Below are 17,561 nucleotides of genomic sequence, written 5' to 3' on the forward strand. Positions count from 1 at the left end.
GGCACCCCACAAGATGGGGTCGCCCACCGTCGTTGACTACCCCCGCCCAGTCCTTCGCAAAGGGATGCCGCCCCCGTCGCCGAAAGCGGCCTCCGCAAGTCCCCTACATTTTGAGCAGGGCCTTGGTCGCCTTGAGCAGCTTGTTGACGCTGGCCACCGAGGCGTCGAAGGCCTTCTTCTCGTCCGCCTTGAGGTCGATTTCGATGATCTTCTCGACGCCGCCGGCGCCCAGCACAACCGGCACGCCGACATAGATCCCCTTGAGCCCGTAGGGACCATTGCAATAGGCGGCCACCGGCAGCACCCGCTTGCGGTCCTTGAGGTAGGCTTCGATCATCTCGACCACCGAGGAGCCCGGCGCGTAGTAGGCCGAGGCGTTGCCCAGCAGGCGGCCGATCTCGGCACCGCCGTCGCGGGTGCGCTGGACGATGTCGTCGACCTTCTTCTTGGTCGACCAGCCCTTCTTGATCAGGTCGGGGACCGGGATGCCGGCGATGGTGGAATAGCGCAGCAACGGCACCATGGAATCGCCGTGGCCGCCCAGCACGAAGGCGTTGACGTCGGTCACCGAGACGCCGAACTCTTCGGCCAGGAAGTAGCGGAAGCGGGCCGAGTCCAGCACGCCGGCCATGCCGACCACCATGTTGTGCGGCAGGCCGCTGGCCTCGCGGAGCGCCCACACCATGGCGTCGAGCGGGTTGGTGACGCAGATGACGAAGGCCTTCGGCGCGTGCTTCTTGATGGCCTTGCCGACGGTCTGCATGATCTTGGCGTTGACGGTGACCAGGTCGTCCCGGCTCATTTGCGGCGTGCGCCGGGCCCCGGCCGTCACCACCACCACGTCGGCCCCCTTGATGGCGGCGTAGTCGGTGGAGCCGGCGGTCGTCACGTCGAGGCGCTCGACCGGCGTCGACTGGACCATGTCGAGCGCCTTGCCGGCCGGCATGGTGCCCGCGACATCGAAGAGAACGATATCGCCCAGTTCCTTCAGCGCGGCCAGATGGGCCGCCGTGGCGCCGACGTTGCCGGCGCCGATGAATGCGAGTTTTTTGCGTGCCATGATGGATCCCCCCCTGGGGTCTGGTGGTGTCGTGCTATCGTCGCGAACGCGTCGCAACGGCGTTCTCATCTATTATTGCCTAGGCGTTACTAGCGCGATCGCAAGCCCACGGCAAGTGGGGCGTGGCCGTGCGCCCGTCAAGGGGCAGGACAACCTTGGCGAGCCCTGGGGCCGATCAGGAGGCGAACATCGCCTCCATCTCGCGGCGCAGTTTCACGCCTTCCGCCGTCTCGTCGGCGACGACGTCGGCCCAGCGCAGGGCCTGGCCGGCCGGGATGTCGCGCTTCAGTTTGACGCCGTGGGCGAGCCCGATCGGCAGCCCGCCGATGGCCAGCGAATCGGCGGCCGGCATCAGCCTGCCCCACACCCGATAGCCGCCCTCGCCGTCCAGCACCTCGCCGGCCTTGAGCCCGCGCTTGGCGGTCGCCACCACGTCGCCGCGAAAGCCGGTGGCCCGCCCCGTCGCCTCGCCGCGCAGGGCGGCGGCGGCGACGCTGATGCCCAGTTCCAGGCCGATCAGGTGGTAGGGGCGCCACAGCGCCGAATAACGACCGGAACGGTCGGTGATCATGCCGTAGTCGCGAAAGCAGTTCCTGACGTAGTCGGTCGGCGCCTCGAAGACGACGTAGACGCCCCAGCGCAGGTTGTGGGGAAGGTCGCGGCCGTCACGCGTGCGGCTGGACACCACCTCGACCTGCCCCTTGTGGTGAAGCACGCCGCCCTCGGCGGCGGGAATGAGCGTGCGGGCCAGGTCCTCGGCGGCGCAGGGCGGAAAATCAAGGCCGCCGGGGGCCGGCGTCAGGCCGGTGGCGTTGGCCACCGCCGCCATCTCGATCGACGACTTGGTGCCGTCGAGGAAGGAATTGAACATCTTGGCGTTCATGCCGCTTTCGGCGGCGCGCTCGGCCGACAGGCCGTAATAGTTCCACACCGTGTCGGGGGTGGAGGTATGGAATTCCGGCATGTAGAGGGTGCCCTTGCCGGCGGCCACCACCGTGAGTCCGCAGGCCCGGGCCCAGTCCACCTGCTCGCAGATGAGGGCCGGCTGGTCGCCGTAGGCCATGGCGTAGACGACGCCGGCCTCGGCGGCGCGCCTGGCCAGCAGTGGGCCGACCAGGACGTCGGCCTCGACGTTGACCATGACGATGTGACGGCGGTGCTTGAAGCTGAGCAGCGCGTGGCGGATGCCCGCCTCGGGAATGCCGGTCGCCTCGATGATGACCTCGATGCCGTCGGCGGCGATCAGCGCCGCCGCGTCGTCGGTGACGGCGGTCGCCCCCGTCTTGAGCGCCTCGGCGAAGGTGGCGGCGGCGCACCGCTCCTTGGCCCAGCCGACGGTGCGGCAGGCCGCCCGGGCGCGGGCCGGGTCGAGGTCGGCGATGCCGACCAGATGCAGGCCCGGCGTATGCTGGACCTGCGAGAGGAACATCGAGCCGAACTTGCCGGCGCCGATCAGGCCGACCCGGATGGGCCGCCCCTCGGCTGCCCGCGCCGCCAGCATGGTGTGCAGATTCATGTGAAAGCCTTCCCCCGTCGGTTCGCGGGTCACCTTAACACGGCGAAACCGGATCGGAAATCGGCGAAGGCCTTTACCGCGCCGCCCGATCCGGCGATCATCCGGGAATGACGAGCGCGAATGCCGATCTCTGGGAACGCCTGCTGGCCAGCGAGGCCCTGGTGCGCGTCGGTTTCTTCCTGGGCGTGCTGGTCCTCATGATGGCGCTCGAAGCCGCCTTTCCGCGCCGCGTGCGCACCGTTTCCCGCGGCCGCCGCTGGCCCGGCAACCTCGGCATCGTGATGCTCGATTCCCTCATCGTGCGCGCCCTCGTGCCGATGGCGGCGGTGGGTGTGGCCATGATCGCCGAGGCCAGAGGCTGGGGGTTGTTTCACGCACTCGGCCTGCCGACGGCCTGGACGGTCCTGCTGAGCGTGCTGGCGCTCGACCTCGTCATCTATCTGCAGCACGTCGTCTTCCACGCCGTGCCGGCGCTGTGGCGGCTGCACCGCATGCATCACGCCGACCTCGACATCGACGTCACCACCGGGGCCCGCTTCCATCCCATCGAGATCCTGCTGTCCATGGGCATCAAGATGGCGGTGGTGGCCGCCCTTGGAGCGCCGGCCGTCGGCGTCGTGATCTTCGAAGTGCTGCTCAACGCCACCTCGATGTTCAACCACGCCAACCTGAACCTGCCCCGGCGCTTCGATCGCGTGCTCCGCTGGCTGGTGGTGACCCCCGACATGCACCGGGTCCACCATTCGGCCATCCGCCGCGAGACCGACAGCAACTTCGGCTTCAACCTGCCATGGTGGGACCGCCTGCTCGGCACCTATCGCGACCAGCCGGAGAAGGGCCACGACGGCATGACCATCGGCCTTCCCATCTTCCGCGATCCCGGCGCCTCGCGCCTGGACAGGCTCTTGATCCAGCCCTTCCTCAACCCGCCCCGCCAGCCCCTTCCCGACGACAAGCGCCCCGACGGCGCCGGCTGACGGGAAAAGGGCTCACCCGCGGCCCGCGAACCGGCGCTCGAGATGGGCCAGTTTTTCGGGATTGCGCACGATGTAGATGGCGGTGATCACGCCGCTCTGAATGTCCAGCGCGGTCGTCTGCAGCCGGCCGTCGGCCTCGAGCGTGATGAACCCGACCATCCCGTTGATCGGTCCCCGATAGACGACGGCGGGAATCCGCCGGGCGGTCTTGCGGGCGATGCCGGTATAGAGGCGGGCGATCTTGGCGCGACCGAAGATCGGATTCAGCGCGGCCGGCCGGATGCCGCCGCCGTCGGTATAGGCGATCGCGTCCTCGGCCAACAACCGTTGCAGGGCGCCGACGTCGCCGCCGCGCGATGCCGCCAGGAAGGCCTCGGCGATGCGCGCCCCCTCGTCCCGCGGCACCGAAAATCGCGGCCGTGCGTCTTGCACGTGTCGCCGGGCACGGGCGGCCAACTGGCGGCAGGCGGCTTCGGTACGGCCGATGGCGCCGGCGACCTCGGCGAAGTCGAGGTCGAAGACGTCATGCAACAGGAAGGCCGCCCGCTCGAGCGGCGACAGCCGCTCGAGCGCCAGCAGCAGGGTGACCGAAAGATCGTCCGCCAGGCCGCCATCCTGGCCATTCTGGCCGATCCCGTCGTCGAGGAACGGTTCCGGCAGCCACGGCCCGACATAGGCCTCCCGGCGATGGCGGGCCGATTTCAGGTAATCCAGGCACAGCCGGGCCACGGTCTTCGACAGGAAGGCGCCGGCGTTGGCAACGCGGCAACGGTCCGTCGCGTGCCAACGCAGGTAGGCGTCCTGGACGATGTCCTCGGCATCCGAGACCGACCCCAGCATCCGGTAAGCCAGGCCGACCAGCCGGCGGCGATGCGGCTCGAAGCTTGCCGCCGCGTCGTCGCCCTCGCCGCCCACCGCCAGAACGGTTCCCGTCATCGCGCCGCCCTTACGCCGCCTTGGAGGCCGCCGCCACCGGATGGACCGAGCGAAAGCCGACGCCGAAGCGGTTCCAGGCGTTGATCGTGGCAATCAGCAGGGTCAGTTTCACCAACTCCTCCTCGCTGAACTGCTCGCGTGCCATTTCGTAGTCGGCGTCCGGCGCATGGGTGTCGGCCAGTCGGGTCAGGGCCTCGGTCCAGGCCAGCGCCGCCCGTTCGCGCGCGGAATAGAGCGGCGATTCCCGCCAGGCATCCAGCAGGTAAAGCCGCTCCTCGCGTTCTCCCTGGGCGCGGGCGTCTTTCGTATGCATGTGGATGCAAAAGGCGCAGCCGTTGATCTGCGAGGCCCGGATCTTGACCAGTTCGACGAGGCTCGGCTCCAGGCCGCCGGCCCTCGCTCGCTTTTCCAGCTCGATCATGGCCTGGATGACGTCGGGGGCAACGGCCTGGGGGTTCAGTCTGGGGGTCATCGTCTTCTCCTTGTGTCGAAAAAAAATGGCTTTCCGACATAAGACGAGACGTGGGGGCCGATTGTGACACGGCCAAGCAAAAAACACCCCAAACGCCAACCGCCGGGCTTGGGACCCGGCGGTTTCTATGCGTTCGATGACGGCCGCGGCCGGTGGCTACTCGCGCTTGATCATCAGCTGCTTGAGCTCGCCGATGGCCCTGGCGGGATTGAGGTTCTTCGGGCAGGTGACGGTGCAGTTCATGATGGTGTGGCAGCGGAACAGCCGCATGCCGTCCTCCAGGAACTCCAGCCGTTCGCCGGTGTGCTCGTCACGCGAATCCTGGATCCAGCGGTGCGCCTGCATCAGGGTGGCGGGGCCGAGATAGCCGCGCTGGCCGTTCCACCAGTAGCTGGGGCAGCTGGTCGAGCAGCAGAAGCACAGGATGCATTCCCACATGCCGTCGAGCTTCTTGCGCTCCTCCGGGCTTTGCAGGCGCTCGCCCTGGGGCGGCGGGGCGGTGTCGGCCTTGAGCCACGGCTCGATGGCCTCGTACTGGGCGAAGGCGTGGGAAAGGTCGACTACCAGGTCCTTGACCACCGCCATGTGCGGCAGCGGATAGATGGTGACGTCGCCCTTGACGTCGGAAATCGCCTTGATGCAGGACAGCGTGTTGGTGCCGTCGATATTCATCGAGCACGAGCCGCACACGCCTTCGCGGCAGGAGCGCCGGAAGGTCAGCGTCGAATCGACCTCGTCCTTGATCTTGATCAGGGCGTCCAACACCATCGGCCCGCACTTGTCGAGGTCGATCTCGTAGGTGTCGAGCCGGGGATTCTCGTCCTTATCGGGGTCCCAGCGATAGATGTGGAACTTCTTGACCCGCGTGGCTCCCGCCGGGGCTGCGAACGTTTTCCCCTTGCCCACCTTGGAGTTGGCGGGAAGGAGGAATTTCCCCAAGGGCATCAACGCAACCATGAACCTGACCTCTCGAGTTGATCGCTCATTAGTTTGGTTGCCCAGGCAACCTTTCAACCGAAATCGCGGCCCTCAGTAGACCCGCACCTGCGGCGCAATGGACTGGACATCGTCCGACAGCGGCTTGGTGTGGACCGGCCTGAACGTGATGTCGATACCGCCCCTGTCGTTGAACGTCGCCAGCGTGTGCTTCATCCAGTTCACGTCGTCGCGGTTGGGGAAGTCCTCGCGGGCATGGGCCCCTCGGCTTTCCTCGCGAATGCCGGCGCAGTACATCACCGCCTTGGCGTTGATCATGAGGTTCTCGAGCTCGAGGGCCTCGATCAGGTCGGTGTTCCAGATCATCGAGCGGTCGGAGATCCCGATCTCGGCCAGCGAGGCGTCGACCTCTTTGATCTTCTGCCAGCCTTCGTCCAGCGTCTTCTTGGTGCGGAAGACGGCGGCGTCGTTCTGCATGGTCCGCTGCATGGAAAGCCGGATTTCGCTGGTCCGAAGCTTGCCGTTGGCCTGGCGCAGGCGATCGAGGCGGGCCAGCGCGAAGTCGGCCGAACCCTTCGGCAGCGGGGCCTGCTCGGCCAGCGGCTTCAGCAGCTCGGCGGCGCGCAGCGCGGCGGCGCGTCCGAACACCACCAGATCGGTCAGCGAGTTGGTGCCCAGCCGGTTGGCGCCGTGCACCGAGGCGCAGGCCGCCTCGCCCACCGCCATCAGGCCCGGGAAAACGGCATCGGGATCGGCCGCCGTCGGCCGCAGCACCTCGCCGTGATAGTTGGTCGGGATGCCGCCCATGCTGTAATGGCAGGTCGGCAGCACCGGGATCGGGTCCTTGGTGGCGTCGACGCCGGCGAAGATCATCGCCGTCTCGACGATGCCGGGCAGCTTTTCGTGCAGGAACTCGGCGCCCAGGTGCTCGACGTGCAGCAGCATGTGGTCCTTGTGCTCGCCGACGCCGCGCCCTTCGCGCATCTCGATGGTCATGGCGCGCGACACCACGTCGCGCGAGGCCAGGTCCTTGGTCTTGGGCGCGTACTTCTCCATGAAGCGCACGCCCTCGGCGTTGGTCAGGTACCCGCCCTCGCCGCGGCAGGCCTCGGTGATCAGGCAGCCGGCCGAATAGATGCCGGTGGGGTGGAATTGCACGAACTCCATGTCCTGGAGCGGCAGCCCGGCCCTGGCCACCATGGCACCGCCGTCGCCGGTGCAGATGTGGGCCAGCGTGCTCGAGAAATAGACGCGCCCGGCGCCGCCGGTCGCCAGCACCACCGTCTGCGCCCGGAAGCGGTGGATGGTGCCGTCCTCGAGGCACAGCGCGACCACGCCGTGGCAGGCGCCGTCGGCGCCCATGATCAGGTCGATGGCGAAGTATTCGTTGAAGAACACCGCCTTATGCTTGAGGCACTGCTGATAGAGGGTGTGCAGCATGGCGTGGCCGGTACGGTCGGCCGCCGCGACCGAGCGCGGCACCGGCTTCTCGCCGAAGTTCGAGGTATGGCCGCCGAAGGGCCGCTGGTACATCTTGCCGTTCTCGCGACGCGAGAAGGGCAGGCCGAAATGCTCCAGCTCGTAGACCGCCGGGATGGCGTTGCGGCACATGTATTCGATGGCATCCTGGTCGCCCAGCCAGTCCGACCCCTTGACGGTGTCGTACATGTGCCAGCGCCAATCGTCCTCGGTTTCGTTGCCGATGGCGGCGCCGATGCCGCCCTGGGCGGCCACCGTGTGGCTGCGGGTCGGATAGACCTTGGTGACGCAGGCGGTGGAGAATCCGGCCGCCGACATGCCAAGCGTCGCCCTCAACCCGGCGCCGCCGGCGCCGACCACGACGACGTCATAGGTATGGTCGGTAATTTCGTATGCGGGCATCGGCTGTTATCCTCCCAGGCCGATCAGGACGATCGACACCACCGCGAAAGCGCCAAACAGGATGCAGGCGAACCGAAGCGCGATGATGCCGCCGATCTTGGTGGCGTCGTGGTGAACGTAGTCCTCGATGACGACGGCGACGGCGATCCAGGCGTGCCAGAAGAAGAAGAAGGTCAGCAGCACCATCAGCACCATGTTGCCGGGGACCGTCAGCCACATCGCCATGCTGTCGTAATCGGCAGCGACGCCGCTCAGCAGCGCCACGACGAACCAGATGGTCAGGGGCACCAGGGCCAGCGCCGTCAGGCGTTCCCAGTACCAGTGTGCGGAACCGTGTCCGGTCGAGCCGAGGCCGCGGGCATGGCCGAGCGAGGACCGCTTCGAGCCCGGTTCCGGGCCGAGCGCACTGCGCAACGTCATCAGAGGACTCCCAGTTTAGCCAGGGCAACGGCCCAGGTGATCGCCGTGAAGAGGACGGTGCCGGCGAGGACGGCGATGCCGCCCGCGTTGACCTGGTGGATCTCGAAACCCCATCCGATGTCCCAGACGAGGTGGCGGATCCCGTTGCACAGATGGAAGTACATGCAGACCGAAAAGCCGAACAGGCAGAGGTAGCCGAACCACGTGGTCAAGAACCACTGCGCCGTGGCATAGGCATCCGGCCCGTACGCCGCCGCCCCCAGCCAATAGACGAAAAAGCCGAGACCGACCGCCAAACCGCCTCCGGTGATGCGCTGCATCACGGAAACGACAGAACTGATCTGGCCTTTGTAAATATGAAGGTGGGGGGAAAGCGGCCGCTTTCTTTTGGCCATGAACTCTCACTCCTGATCGCTGGAGCGCCTTGGCATCCGTTTCGCGGCGCCCAGGTCATTTAAACCCGCCCTGGAAGCAAGTCAACGCCGGAGAGACCCCGTGGCACGGAGGCGGGCAAGTAATGATTGCGCCCGCAGCGGGAGAGAGCCGCCTCTTTATTTTAGAATTCTTGAATGTACGTAACCTATTGAAATACATCACTCTCGTTTTCGGAGTGTGAATGAGTCTGTGGATAACGTGTGGGCCAATTGTGAAAAAATTGAAATTTTATTCACAGGAAAGTCGCTGTTGTGCAAAACTTATTATTGATCGCCCCCCTTCTTTTGACACATCATATTCCTGCACGAGAAAGTGTCCAGGCGACGAGTTCTTTGGTAACCAGGGCAATCTTTCGAGGTTTCCCTTCTTTTCGAAGACTTGTCGCGACCCGAAGCGGGGTCGGTGTTTCGGCATCGGTTCTTGCCGAGGGAAGGCGGTGGACAACCGTGAACCGCGCTTTCGTTTGGCGACAAACGGCAGCCATGGGGACGGAGTGGATCATCGCCGGTGAGAAGCCTCGTCCCGTAAGCGAGGCGGGCCTTTCGCGGAGCAGGCCGGTGTCGCTTCGGCGATGCAGGCGGTTCCCGCGGTGCGACGACCCATCAGAAGGGTTTCGGCTCTTCCGGTGTCGGTCTCGCAGGGGATCGGGGGGAACGGGCCGTTCGCGGTTCGGGACGCCGGGTCCAGGGGGTCACACCCCGCCAGGCTCGCAGAGCGAACTCGACATTACAGGCTTTCTCGCCAGACGCGGCCCGCCGAAGAAAGGCCTTCGCCAGAAGGACTTTCGGACGCGAAAAGCCTCCCTCCCGGGCTGTTCTCTTTGCCGGGGACATTGCGGGGAGAGGCGGTACGCGGAGTGATACTTTCGAAGTGCACGGAGCTTGGCCGGCTCCATGAGGCGTCAGGAGCATCGTTTCGGCGGTGCGTTGCGACGGTGTCCCAGGACCCGCGCACCTGACGCCTCGTTCTTTAGCAGAATCGTTCCCCCATTGCAACAACATATTGTGGCGGCCGCTACATTTAGCGGTCCGGCCTGTTTGCTCTTCTAAGTCACAGGAGGTTGGGCAGCAGCGGGCCCCTTTCGCGCGGCCGGCCGATCAGCTGGGGCAGCGCCCGGTTGAACAGCAGGACGACGGGCACCGCCAGGACCAGGCTGACGGCGGTGGCCGCCGCCCCCACCCCGAACACCGAGATCGCCGACAGGCCGAGGGTTTCCTTCGTCCAGGCGGCCAGCGGCCCGTTGACGTGATGATAGACGACGCCGTTGAGGCAAAAGAGGGTCAGCGCGTTGCGGCCCATGAAGGTCATCCAGGCGGCCGGCGGCGACAGACGGGCCAGCAGCAGGACCATCAGCGAGCCGGCGATGGCGGTCAGCGGGAACCACAGGAGATGGCCGTGCCCTGAGGCGAGGATGACCACCGCCTCGATCAGCCGGAATGGCCCCCGGTTGAGGTCGTAGGTCAGGGCGACGACAGCCAGGGCGGCCAGCCCGCCGGCCTCCAGCAAAGCCGGCCTTACCGGCCCCGTCAGGAACCCCCGCCGCCGCAGGACGACGCCCAACAGATAGAAGGCGTAGACGACGGGCGCCTCGTTGAAGAACCAGTAGTTGGTCATCGAGCGGCCCGGGTCGAAAAACTGGACCTCGCGGTTCAGCGCATAGCCGGCGAGGTAGAAAACGGCGGCGGCGGCCAGGATGCGCAGGTCGGAGGCGCGCAGAAAGCGGAAGACGGCGTAATGCAGGATCTCGACCGTGATCAGGCTCATCAGGAACCATGTCGGGATGTCGAAGATGGGCAGCGTAGTCAGGGTCTGGACCGTGGCGGTCAGATAATCGCCGGGGCTGGCCAGCGGAATGGGCGGAAAGTCGCGGGGCACCCCCAGGCTGAGCAAGGCCAGCAGCAGATTGAAAAAGACGAACGGCGCGAAGCGCGAGGCCAGCCGCGATTTGACGAAATCCTTGAGGCCGAGGTCCTGCACGCTCTCCTTGGCGATGAATCCGGCCAGCAGGAAGAACAGGATCATGTGAAAGGAATAAATGAACTTGTAGTGATGGGCCGCGACCGGGCTGCCGAGATACATCATCCTCTCGACGACATGGCCGTAATAGACCAGCACGATCCCATAGAATCGCGCCACGTCGATCGCCGGAATGCGTCGGACTTCCCCCCCAGACACCGGTTTTGTTTCCCCCAAAAAAGACGGGTGGGCCGAACGCCGGCCCACCCGTTCAGCAACGGGAGGTTACTTCACGCGGCCTTCCCGCCAGGCCTGGATCAGCTTGTCGTAGTCGACCGTCTCGCCCTTGGGCTTCTCGTTGGCCAGCTTCGGCTTCGGCTCGCCGGGCTGGGCGTACCAGTAGGCCGGGTCCTTCTCTTCGTTGAGCTTCGGGCCGCATTCCTTCTGGGCGCCGGAACGGGCGATGCGTTCCATCACCCGGTCCATCTCGCGGGCCAGGTTGTCCATGGCGCGATCGACGCTCACTTCGCCGGCCACCGCCTCGCCGATGTTCTGCCACCACAACTGGGCCAGCTTCGGATAGTCGGGCACGTTGGTTCCGGTCGGCGTCCATGAGACGCGGGCCGGGCTGCGGTAGAACTCGACCAGGCCGCCCAGCTTGGGCGCACGCTCGGTGAAGCTCGCATGTTTCACCGTGCTGTCGCGCACGAAGGTCAGCCCGACATGGCTCTTCTTGGCGTCCACGGTCTTCGACACCGTGAACTGGGCGAACAGCCACGCCGCCTTGCGGCGGTCGACCGGCGTGCTTTTCATCAGGGTCCACGAACCGGCGTCCTGATAGCCGAGCTTCATGCCCTCTTCCCAATAGGGACCGTGGGGCGAGGGGGCCATGCGCCACTTGGGCGTGCCGTCGGCGTTGACCGTCGGGCCCGGCTCCACCATCGTCGCGGTGAAAGCGGTGTACCAGAAGATCTGCTGGGCGACGTTACCCTTGGCCAGGAACGGCAGGTATTGGTAGAAGTCCATGCCGAGCGCGCCCGGAGGGGCGTACTTGCGCAGCCAATCCATGTACTTCGTCAGCGCGTACTTGGCGGCCGGACTGTTGGCGCCGCCGCCCCGGCTGACCGAGGCGCCGACCGGCGTGCAGCCGTCGACGCGGATGCCCCATTCGTCGACCGGCTTGCCGTTGGGAACGCCCTTGTCGCCTTCGCCGGCCATGGAGAGCCAGGCATCGGTGAACCGCCAGCCGAGGTCGGGGGCTTTCTTGCCGTAATCGTTGTGCCCGTAAACCACGGTGCCGTCGATTTCCTTGACATCGTTGCTGAAGAACTCGGCGATGTCCTCGTAGGCCGACCAGTTGACCGGCACACCCAACTCGTAACCGTACTTGTCCTTGAACTTCTTCTTGAGATCGGCGCGCTGGAACCAGTCGTAGCGGAACCAGTAGAGGTTGGCGAACTGCTGGTCGGGAAGCTGGTAGAGCTTGCCGTCCGGCCCGGTGGTGAACGACTTGCCGATGAAGTCGTCGATGTCGAGCGTCGGCAACGTCACGTCCTTGCCCTCGCCGGACATCCAGTCGGAAAGCGGCACCACGAAGCCGTAGCGCATGTGGGTGCCGATGAGGTCGCTGTCGTTGATATAGGCGTCGTAGATGTTCTCGCCCGACTGCCATTGCGTCTGCAGTTTCTCGATGACGTCGCCTTCCTGGATCAGGTCGTGCGTCACCTTGATGCCGGTGATTTCCTCGAACGCCTTGGTCAGCGTCTTCGATTCGTATTCGTGGGTCGGAATGGTTTCCGAGACGACCTTGATCGACATCCCCTTGAAGGGCGCGGCCGCCTTGATGAACCACTCCATCTCCTTCATCTGTTGGTCCTTGGTGAGGGTCGAGGGCTGGAATTCGCTGTCGACCCACTTCTGCGCCGCCGCCATGTCCGCGCTGGCCATGCCGGCCGAAAGCACGAACGAGGCGCCGACCGCCCCGCCCATCAGGGCTCGTCTTAGCCTCTCCCTTGACATCGTCGTCATCTTTCGCCTCCTACCGGCCTTGAAGCCGTTCCGGTTGCCCGGTTGCCGCCGCCGCGGTGAAGGCCGAAACACCGGCCGGCGGGAAACTCTCCCTCCTCAATTTTCTGCCGTCACCCCCACCTGAGGATGCCGATCAGCCAGACCAGCGAAACCGCGAAGGCCCCCCACAGCGTGGCGTCGCTGAGGCCAATCCAGGCCAAGTGGATGTAGGCGCTGCCCAGAAGGCCGACGAACAGGCGGTCGCCCGGCGTCGTCGGGATGGGCAGCCAGCCGCGCCGCTCGGCGCTCGGCGCCACCACCTGCCAGACCGTCATGGCGGCCAGGATCACGCCGATGGTGCAAAAGAAGATCACCGTTGGGAGCGTCCATGCCATCCACGCAAGAGCCATGGTCCGTCTCCTCTCACACCCGGCCGAGGGCGAAGCCCTTGGCCATGTAGTTGCGCACGAACCAGATCACCAAGGCGCCCGGCACGATGGTGAGAATCCCGGCCGCCGCCAACAGGCCCCAGTCCAGGCCGCTGGCGCTGACCGTGCGGGTCATCACCGCGGCGATCGGCTTGGCGTTGGTGGTGGTCAGCGTGCGGGCGAACAACAGCTCGACCCACGAGAACATGAAGCAGAAAAAGGCCGTCACCCCGATGCCGGTGCGGATCAGGGGCACGAAGACGGTAAGGAAGAAACGCGGATAGCTGTAGCCGTCGATGTAGGCCATCTCGTCGATCTCGCGCGGCACCCCCGACATGAAGCCTTCCAGAATCCACACCGCCAGCGGCACGTTGAACAGCAGGTGCGAGATGGCCACCGCGATGTGGGTGTCGATCAGGCCGAAGGTCGAATAGAGCTGGAAGAACGGCAGCAGGAACACCGCCGGCGGCGCCATGCGGTTGGTCAGCAGCCAGAAGAACATGTGCTTGTCGCCGAGGAAGCGGTAGCGCGAGAAGGCGTAGGCCGCGGGCAGCGCCGTCAAAAGCGAGATCGCCGTGTTCATGCTGACGTAGACGATCGAATTGATGTAACCCGAATACCAGGCCTCGTCGGTGAAGATCTTGATGTAGTTGCCGAGCGTCAGTTCGGTCGGGATGATGGCGAATTCGCCCAGGATGTTGGCGTTGGTCCTGAGCGACATGTTGAGCATCCAGTAGATCGGAAGCAGCAACAGGACGAGGTAGAGGACCAGGCCCAAGGTTCTCTTGCGCACTCTCATCGCTTTTCTCCGGTGCCGACCCTGAGCAGCGCCTGGTAGAACAGCCAGCTGAACAGCAGCACGATCAGGAAATAGATGATCGAGAACGCGGCCGCCGGCCCGAGGTCGAACTGGCCGACCGCGATCTTCACCAGGTGGATGGACAGGAACGTCGTGGAATTGCCGGGCCCGCCGCCGGTCAGCACGAACGGCTCGGCATAGATCAAAAAGCTGTCCATGAAACGCAGCAGCACGGCGATGGTCAGGACGCCGCGCATCTTGGGCAACTGGATGTAACGGAACACCGCCCACGCCGAGGCGCCGTCGATGCGCGCCGCCTGGAAATAGGCTTCCGGGATCGCCCGCAAGCCGGCATAGGCGAGCAGCGCCACCAGCGGCGTCCAGTGCCACACCTCCATCAGCATCACCGTGATCCAGGCGTCCAGCGGCGCCGCGGTATGGTCGAAGCGGATGCCCAGCGTGTTGATGGCGGCGCCGAACAGGCCGATGTCGGGACGCGTGAAGATGATCCAGATGGTGCCGATGACGTTCCACGGGATGAGCAGCGGCAGGGCCAGCAGGACCAGCGTGAGCGAGGCCGTCCAGCCCTTCTTGGGCATGGCCAGCCCGATCAGCACGCCCAGCGGAATCTCGATCAGCAGCACCAGCCCGGAGAACAGGAACTGACGCCACAGCGCCTCGTGCAGGCGGCGGTCGGTCAGTACCTCCTTGAACCACTCGGTGCCGACGAAGACGCTCTGGCCGGGTCCGAAGATGTCCTGGACCGAATAGTTGACCACCGTCATCAGCGGGATGATGGCCGAGATCGCCACCACCACGAAGACCGGCAGGACCATGAACCACGCCCGGTTGTTTTGCCATTTGTCCATCGCCGGCTCCCTCTAGCGCACCAGGCGACCGTCGGCGTAAAGCCAGGTCAGGTGGGGGTTGAATTGGATGGTGGCCCGCTCGGCCGGAACCGTCTGGCCGGCCGACACCTTCACCTTCAGCACGTGCTCGCCCAGCCGGCAGGTGACGATCTTGCGCGCGCCCAGATCCTCGACGTCGGCGACCTGGACGGCCAGCCCGGCGCCGCCGTCGGCCAGGCGGATGGATTCGGGGCGCACGCCGATCTCCAGCACCGAGGCTCCCACCGCCTGGGTCAGCACGGCATCGGAAAGCGGAATGGCCTGGCCCGCCACCTCGGCGCCGGTGGCGGTCAGCCGGCAGGGCAGGAAGTTCATGCCCGGGCTGCCGATGAAATAGCCGACGAAGCGGTGCGACGGCGTTTCGAACAGTTCCTGGGGCGTGCCGACCTGCAGCACCCCGCCCTCGTACATCACCACCACCCGGTCGGCGAAGGTCAGTGCCTCGTTCTGGTCGTGGGTGACGTAGATGAGGGTCAGCCGATAGCGCTCGTGGATCTCCTTGAGCTTGCGCCGAAGCTGCCATTTGAGATGGGGATCGATGACGGTCAGCGGCTCGTCGAACAGGATGGCGGCGACGTCGGAGCGCACCAGTCCGCGGCCCAGCGAGATCTTCTGCTTGGCGTCGGCCGGCAGCCCGATGGCCCGCTTGCCGAGGTGGACGACGAGGTCCAGCATCTCGGCCACCTCGTGGACCCTGACCTTGACCGTCGTCTCGTCGATGCCGCGGTTGCGCAGCGGGAAGGCCAGGTTGTCGAAGACCGTCATGGTGTCGTAGATGACCGGGAACTGGAACACCTGGGCGATGTTGCGGTGCTCGGTCTTGGTGGTCGTCACGTCGTGGCCGTTGAAGAGCACCCGCCCGTGGCTCGGGCTGATCAGCCCGGAGATGACGTTGAGCAGGGTCGTCTTGCCGCATCCCGAGGGGCCGAGCAGGGCATAGGCGTCGCCGTCCTGCCAGACGTGATCCATTGGCTTCAAGGCCCAGTCCGCCTCGTCGCGGGGATTGGGCAGGTAGGAATGGGCCACCCCGTCGAGATGAATTTCAGCCATGGGCCACCTCCCCCAGCAGCCTGGGAGCGCCGCCCGACGGCGCCGCCACCAGCGCCCCCGCGCGGTCGAATACGAAGAAGGCGCCGGGATTGACGTAGACGCGGATGGCGTCGTTGATGCCGAACCGCTGCACGCCCTCCTCCTGGGCCACCCAGGAAACGCCGTTGTGGGCGACGTGGACGAAGGTTTCCGAGCCGCTGATCTCGCCCAGTTCCACCACGCCTTCGATTTCGATGTCGGCGACGTGGCGCCGGGACAGCGCCAGGTGGTTGGTGCGCACCCCCCAGCGATAGACGCCGTCGGCAAGCCCCGCCAGATGGCCGGCCAGGGGTACCCGAAGGCCGGCCCCCAGCAGCGCGGCGCCGCCTTCCACCTTGCCCTCGATCATGTTCATGGGCGGATCGCTGAACACGGCGCCCACCCGTTCGCTGGCCGGGCGGTTGTAGACGTCGATGGTCGGCCCCGCCTGCAGCACCCGGCCGCCGTCGACCACCAGGGTATTGCCGCCCAGCATCAGCGCCTCCAGCGGCTCGGTGGTGGCGTAGACGACGCAGGACTGGCGCATCTCGAAGATGGCCCGCAGTTCCTGGCGCAGTTCCTCGCGCAACTTGTAGTCGAGGTTGACCAGCGGCTCGTCGAGCAGCAGCAGGCGGGCCCGCTTGACCAGCGCGCGGGCCAGCGCGATGCGCTGCTGCTGGCCGCCGCTGAGCTCGGCGGGCAGCCGGGCCAGCAGGCCGTCGATGCGCAGCATTTCGGCCACCTGGCGGACCCGCCGGTCGATGTCGGCCTTGGCAACGCCGGCGCGGCGCAAGGGCGAGGCGATGTTGTCGTAAACCGTGAAGGACGGATAGTTGATGAACTGCTGGTAGACCATGGCGACGTCGCGCCGGCGGACCGAAACGCCGGTGACGTCGGCGTCGTCGACCCACACGCGCCCCGCCGTCGGCCGGTCGAGCCCGCAGAGCAGGCGCATCAGGGTGGTCTTTCCCGAAAGCGTGGGGCCAAGCAGGATGTTGAGGGAGTCCGGCGCGAGATCGACAGTCGTCGGATAGATGTGGGTCGCCGTTCCCACCCGCAACGTCACCTGGTCCAGTCCGATCCTCATCGTGCCATCACCGATGTTTGTATGATCGCTACTCTATTCGCGCCTTGATCGCCGTCCTCTTGCTTCGTGCACCGGGTCGCGCCGCCGACCCGTTCGCCGCCCCGCCCGTCCCTATCCGTATCGATGATCGAAAGCGAATCGCCACCGCATCGCGCCGGACGGGGCGACCTCCCCGCCATCGGCGGCGTCGGGGTTCCGTCCCCAGCGCGCAAGGCACTGCAACCCACGCTCGCGGATGGACCCAATCCCCGGGCAGCGGCCGTCATCGGCCAGCGTTGCCAAAAGGCCTTTATTTTGTCCGGATATTGGCCGTTGGTCCGCCGAAAAACCGGTTCTGCGGCAAGCGGCCTCCATCTCTACGAGGTTGTGCCCCGTCACGATCGCCTCCAAGCCTCCGCGGTGTACAGCGCCCGGTTGTCATGGCCGGCGCCGCTCTTTTTCTTGGCCCGCCCGCGTATGGAGGGGCAAATCGATACTGTTCAAAGCCGAAAATTTTGTCAATCTTTGGTTTTCGAATTGGCGTATTGCTTTTCGTTTTCGAACATTAATCCGTGAAGGCGATTCACAACCGACGAGACTCTTCCTCGCGGATTCGTGCCGTTTTCATCGACGGAGTGGCGGATGGGAATCGTCCGCCGTGTGACGAAGCCGCCGGTTGACGGCGAGACGGCGGGG

Annotated in this window: 16 protein-coding genes; 1 reads left to right on the forward strand and 15 read right to left on the reverse strand. The window is 65.8% G+C overall.

Translation table 11 applies throughout. The features are described 5' to 3' along the window. Positions 1–103 precede the first annotated feature (103 nt). Positions 104–1,060: a malate dehydrogenase gene (gene mdh, locus ODR01_RS00810; protein WP_316975690.1), complete on the reverse strand. Its 957-nt coding sequence runs from the start codon at positions 1,058–1,060 to the stop codon at positions 104–106. A 175-nt stretch (positions 1,061–1,235) separates the two neighbouring features. After that, positions 1,236–2,576, reverse strand: coding sequence for an NAD(P)H-dependent oxidoreductase (locus tag ODR01_RS00815; protein ID WP_316975691.1), 1,341 nt, complete (start codon positions 2,574–2,576; stop codon positions 1,236–1,238). Positions 2,577–2,683: 107 nt separating this feature from the next. On the opposite strand from ODR01_RS00815, the gene ODR01_RS00820 reads away from it, so the two are divergent. Then, positions 2,684–3,553, forward strand: a complete 870-nt coding sequence (locus ODR01_RS00820; protein WP_316975692.1) for a sterol desaturase family protein — start codon at positions 2,684–2,686, stop codon at positions 3,551–3,553. Between the two features lie 12 nt (positions 3,554–3,565). Here ODR01_RS00820 and ODR01_RS00825 read toward each other — a convergent pair whose 3' ends face one another. The 13 genes from ODR01_RS00825 to ODR01_RS00885 form a co-directional block, all read right to left on the reverse strand. After that, positions 3,566–4,489 (reverse strand): sigma-70 family RNA polymerase sigma factor, encoded by a 924-nt coding sequence (locus ODR01_RS00825; protein WP_316975693.1) that lies wholly within the window; start codon positions 4,487–4,489, stop codon positions 3,566–3,568. Positions 4,490–4,499: 10 nt separating this feature from the next. Then, positions 4,500–4,961 (reverse strand): carboxymuconolactone decarboxylase family protein, encoded by a 462-nt coding sequence (locus tag ODR01_RS00830; protein ID WP_316975694.1) that lies wholly within the window; start codon positions 4,959–4,961, stop codon positions 4,500–4,502. Between the two features lie 156 nt (positions 4,962–5,117). Continuing rightward, positions 5,118–5,900 carry a succinate dehydrogenase iron-sulfur subunit gene (locus ODR01_RS00835; protein WP_316976196.1) on the reverse strand — a complete coding sequence of 261 codons (783 nt, stop codon included), beginning with the start codon at positions 5,898–5,900 and terminating at the stop codon, positions 5,118–5,120. A gap of 90 nt (positions 5,901–5,990) precedes the next feature. Next, a complete protein-coding gene (gene sdhA, locus ODR01_RS00840; RefSeq protein WP_316975695.1) occupies positions 5,991–7,778 on the reverse strand; it encodes a succinate dehydrogenase flavoprotein subunit in 1,788 nt (595 codons plus the stop codon). Between the two features lie 6 nt (positions 7,779–7,784). Continuing rightward, positions 7,785–8,198, reverse strand: coding sequence for a succinate dehydrogenase, hydrophobic membrane anchor protein (sdhD, locus tag ODR01_RS00845; RefSeq protein ID WP_316975696.1), 414 nt, complete (start codon positions 8,196–8,198; stop codon positions 7,785–7,787). Then, positions 8,198–8,593, reverse strand: a complete 396-nt coding sequence (sdhC, locus tag ODR01_RS00850) for a succinate dehydrogenase, cytochrome b556 subunit (protein ID WP_316975697.1) — start codon at positions 8,591–8,593, stop codon at positions 8,198–8,200. Before sdhC ends, sdhD begins: the two co-directional genes overlap by 1 nt. A gap of 1,090 nt (positions 8,594–9,683) precedes the next feature. After that, positions 9,684–10,808, reverse strand: coding sequence for an acyltransferase family protein (locus ODR01_RS00855; protein ID WP_316975698.1), 1,125 nt, complete (start codon positions 10,806–10,808; stop codon positions 9,684–9,686). Positions 10,809–10,874: 66 nt separating this feature from the next. Further along, entirely contained in the window at positions 10,875–12,536 is a 1,662-nt protein-coding gene (locus tag ODR01_RS00860) for an ABC transporter substrate-binding protein (protein ID WP_394356801.1), read from the reverse strand. A gap of 191 nt (positions 12,537–12,727) precedes the next feature. Continuing rightward, a complete protein-coding gene (locus ODR01_RS00865) occupies positions 12,728–13,006 on the reverse strand; it encodes a DUF2160 domain-containing protein (RefSeq protein ID WP_316975699.1) in 279 nt (92 codons plus the stop codon). A gap of 13 nt (positions 13,007–13,019) precedes the next feature. Beyond that, positions 13,020–13,823 (reverse strand): carbohydrate ABC transporter permease, encoded by an 804-nt coding sequence (locus tag ODR01_RS00870; RefSeq protein ID WP_316975700.1) that lies wholly within the window; start codon positions 13,821–13,823, stop codon positions 13,020–13,022. Continuing rightward, entirely contained in the window at positions 13,820–14,692 is an 873-nt protein-coding gene (locus ODR01_RS00875; protein WP_316975701.1) for a carbohydrate ABC transporter permease, read from the reverse strand. Before ODR01_RS00875 ends, ODR01_RS00870 begins: the two co-directional genes overlap by 4 nt. A gap of 12 nt (positions 14,693–14,704) precedes the next feature. Next, a complete protein-coding gene (locus tag ODR01_RS00880) occupies positions 14,705–15,781 on the reverse strand; it encodes an ABC transporter ATP-binding protein (protein WP_316975702.1) in 1,077 nt (358 codons plus the stop codon). Next, positions 15,774–16,886 carry an ABC transporter ATP-binding protein gene (locus tag ODR01_RS00885; RefSeq protein WP_316975703.1) on the reverse strand — a complete coding sequence of 371 codons (1,113 nt, stop codon included), beginning with the start codon at positions 16,884–16,886 and terminating at the stop codon, positions 15,774–15,776. Before ODR01_RS00885 ends, ODR01_RS00880 begins: the two co-directional genes overlap by 8 nt. Positions 16,887–17,561 lie beyond the last annotated feature (675 nt).

The sequence above is a fragment of the Shumkonia mesophila genome, from assembly GCF_026163695.1.
GTDB classification, from domain to species: Bacteria; Pseudomonadota; Alphaproteobacteria; order Rhodospirillales; family Shumkoniaceae; genus Shumkonia; species Shumkonia mesophila.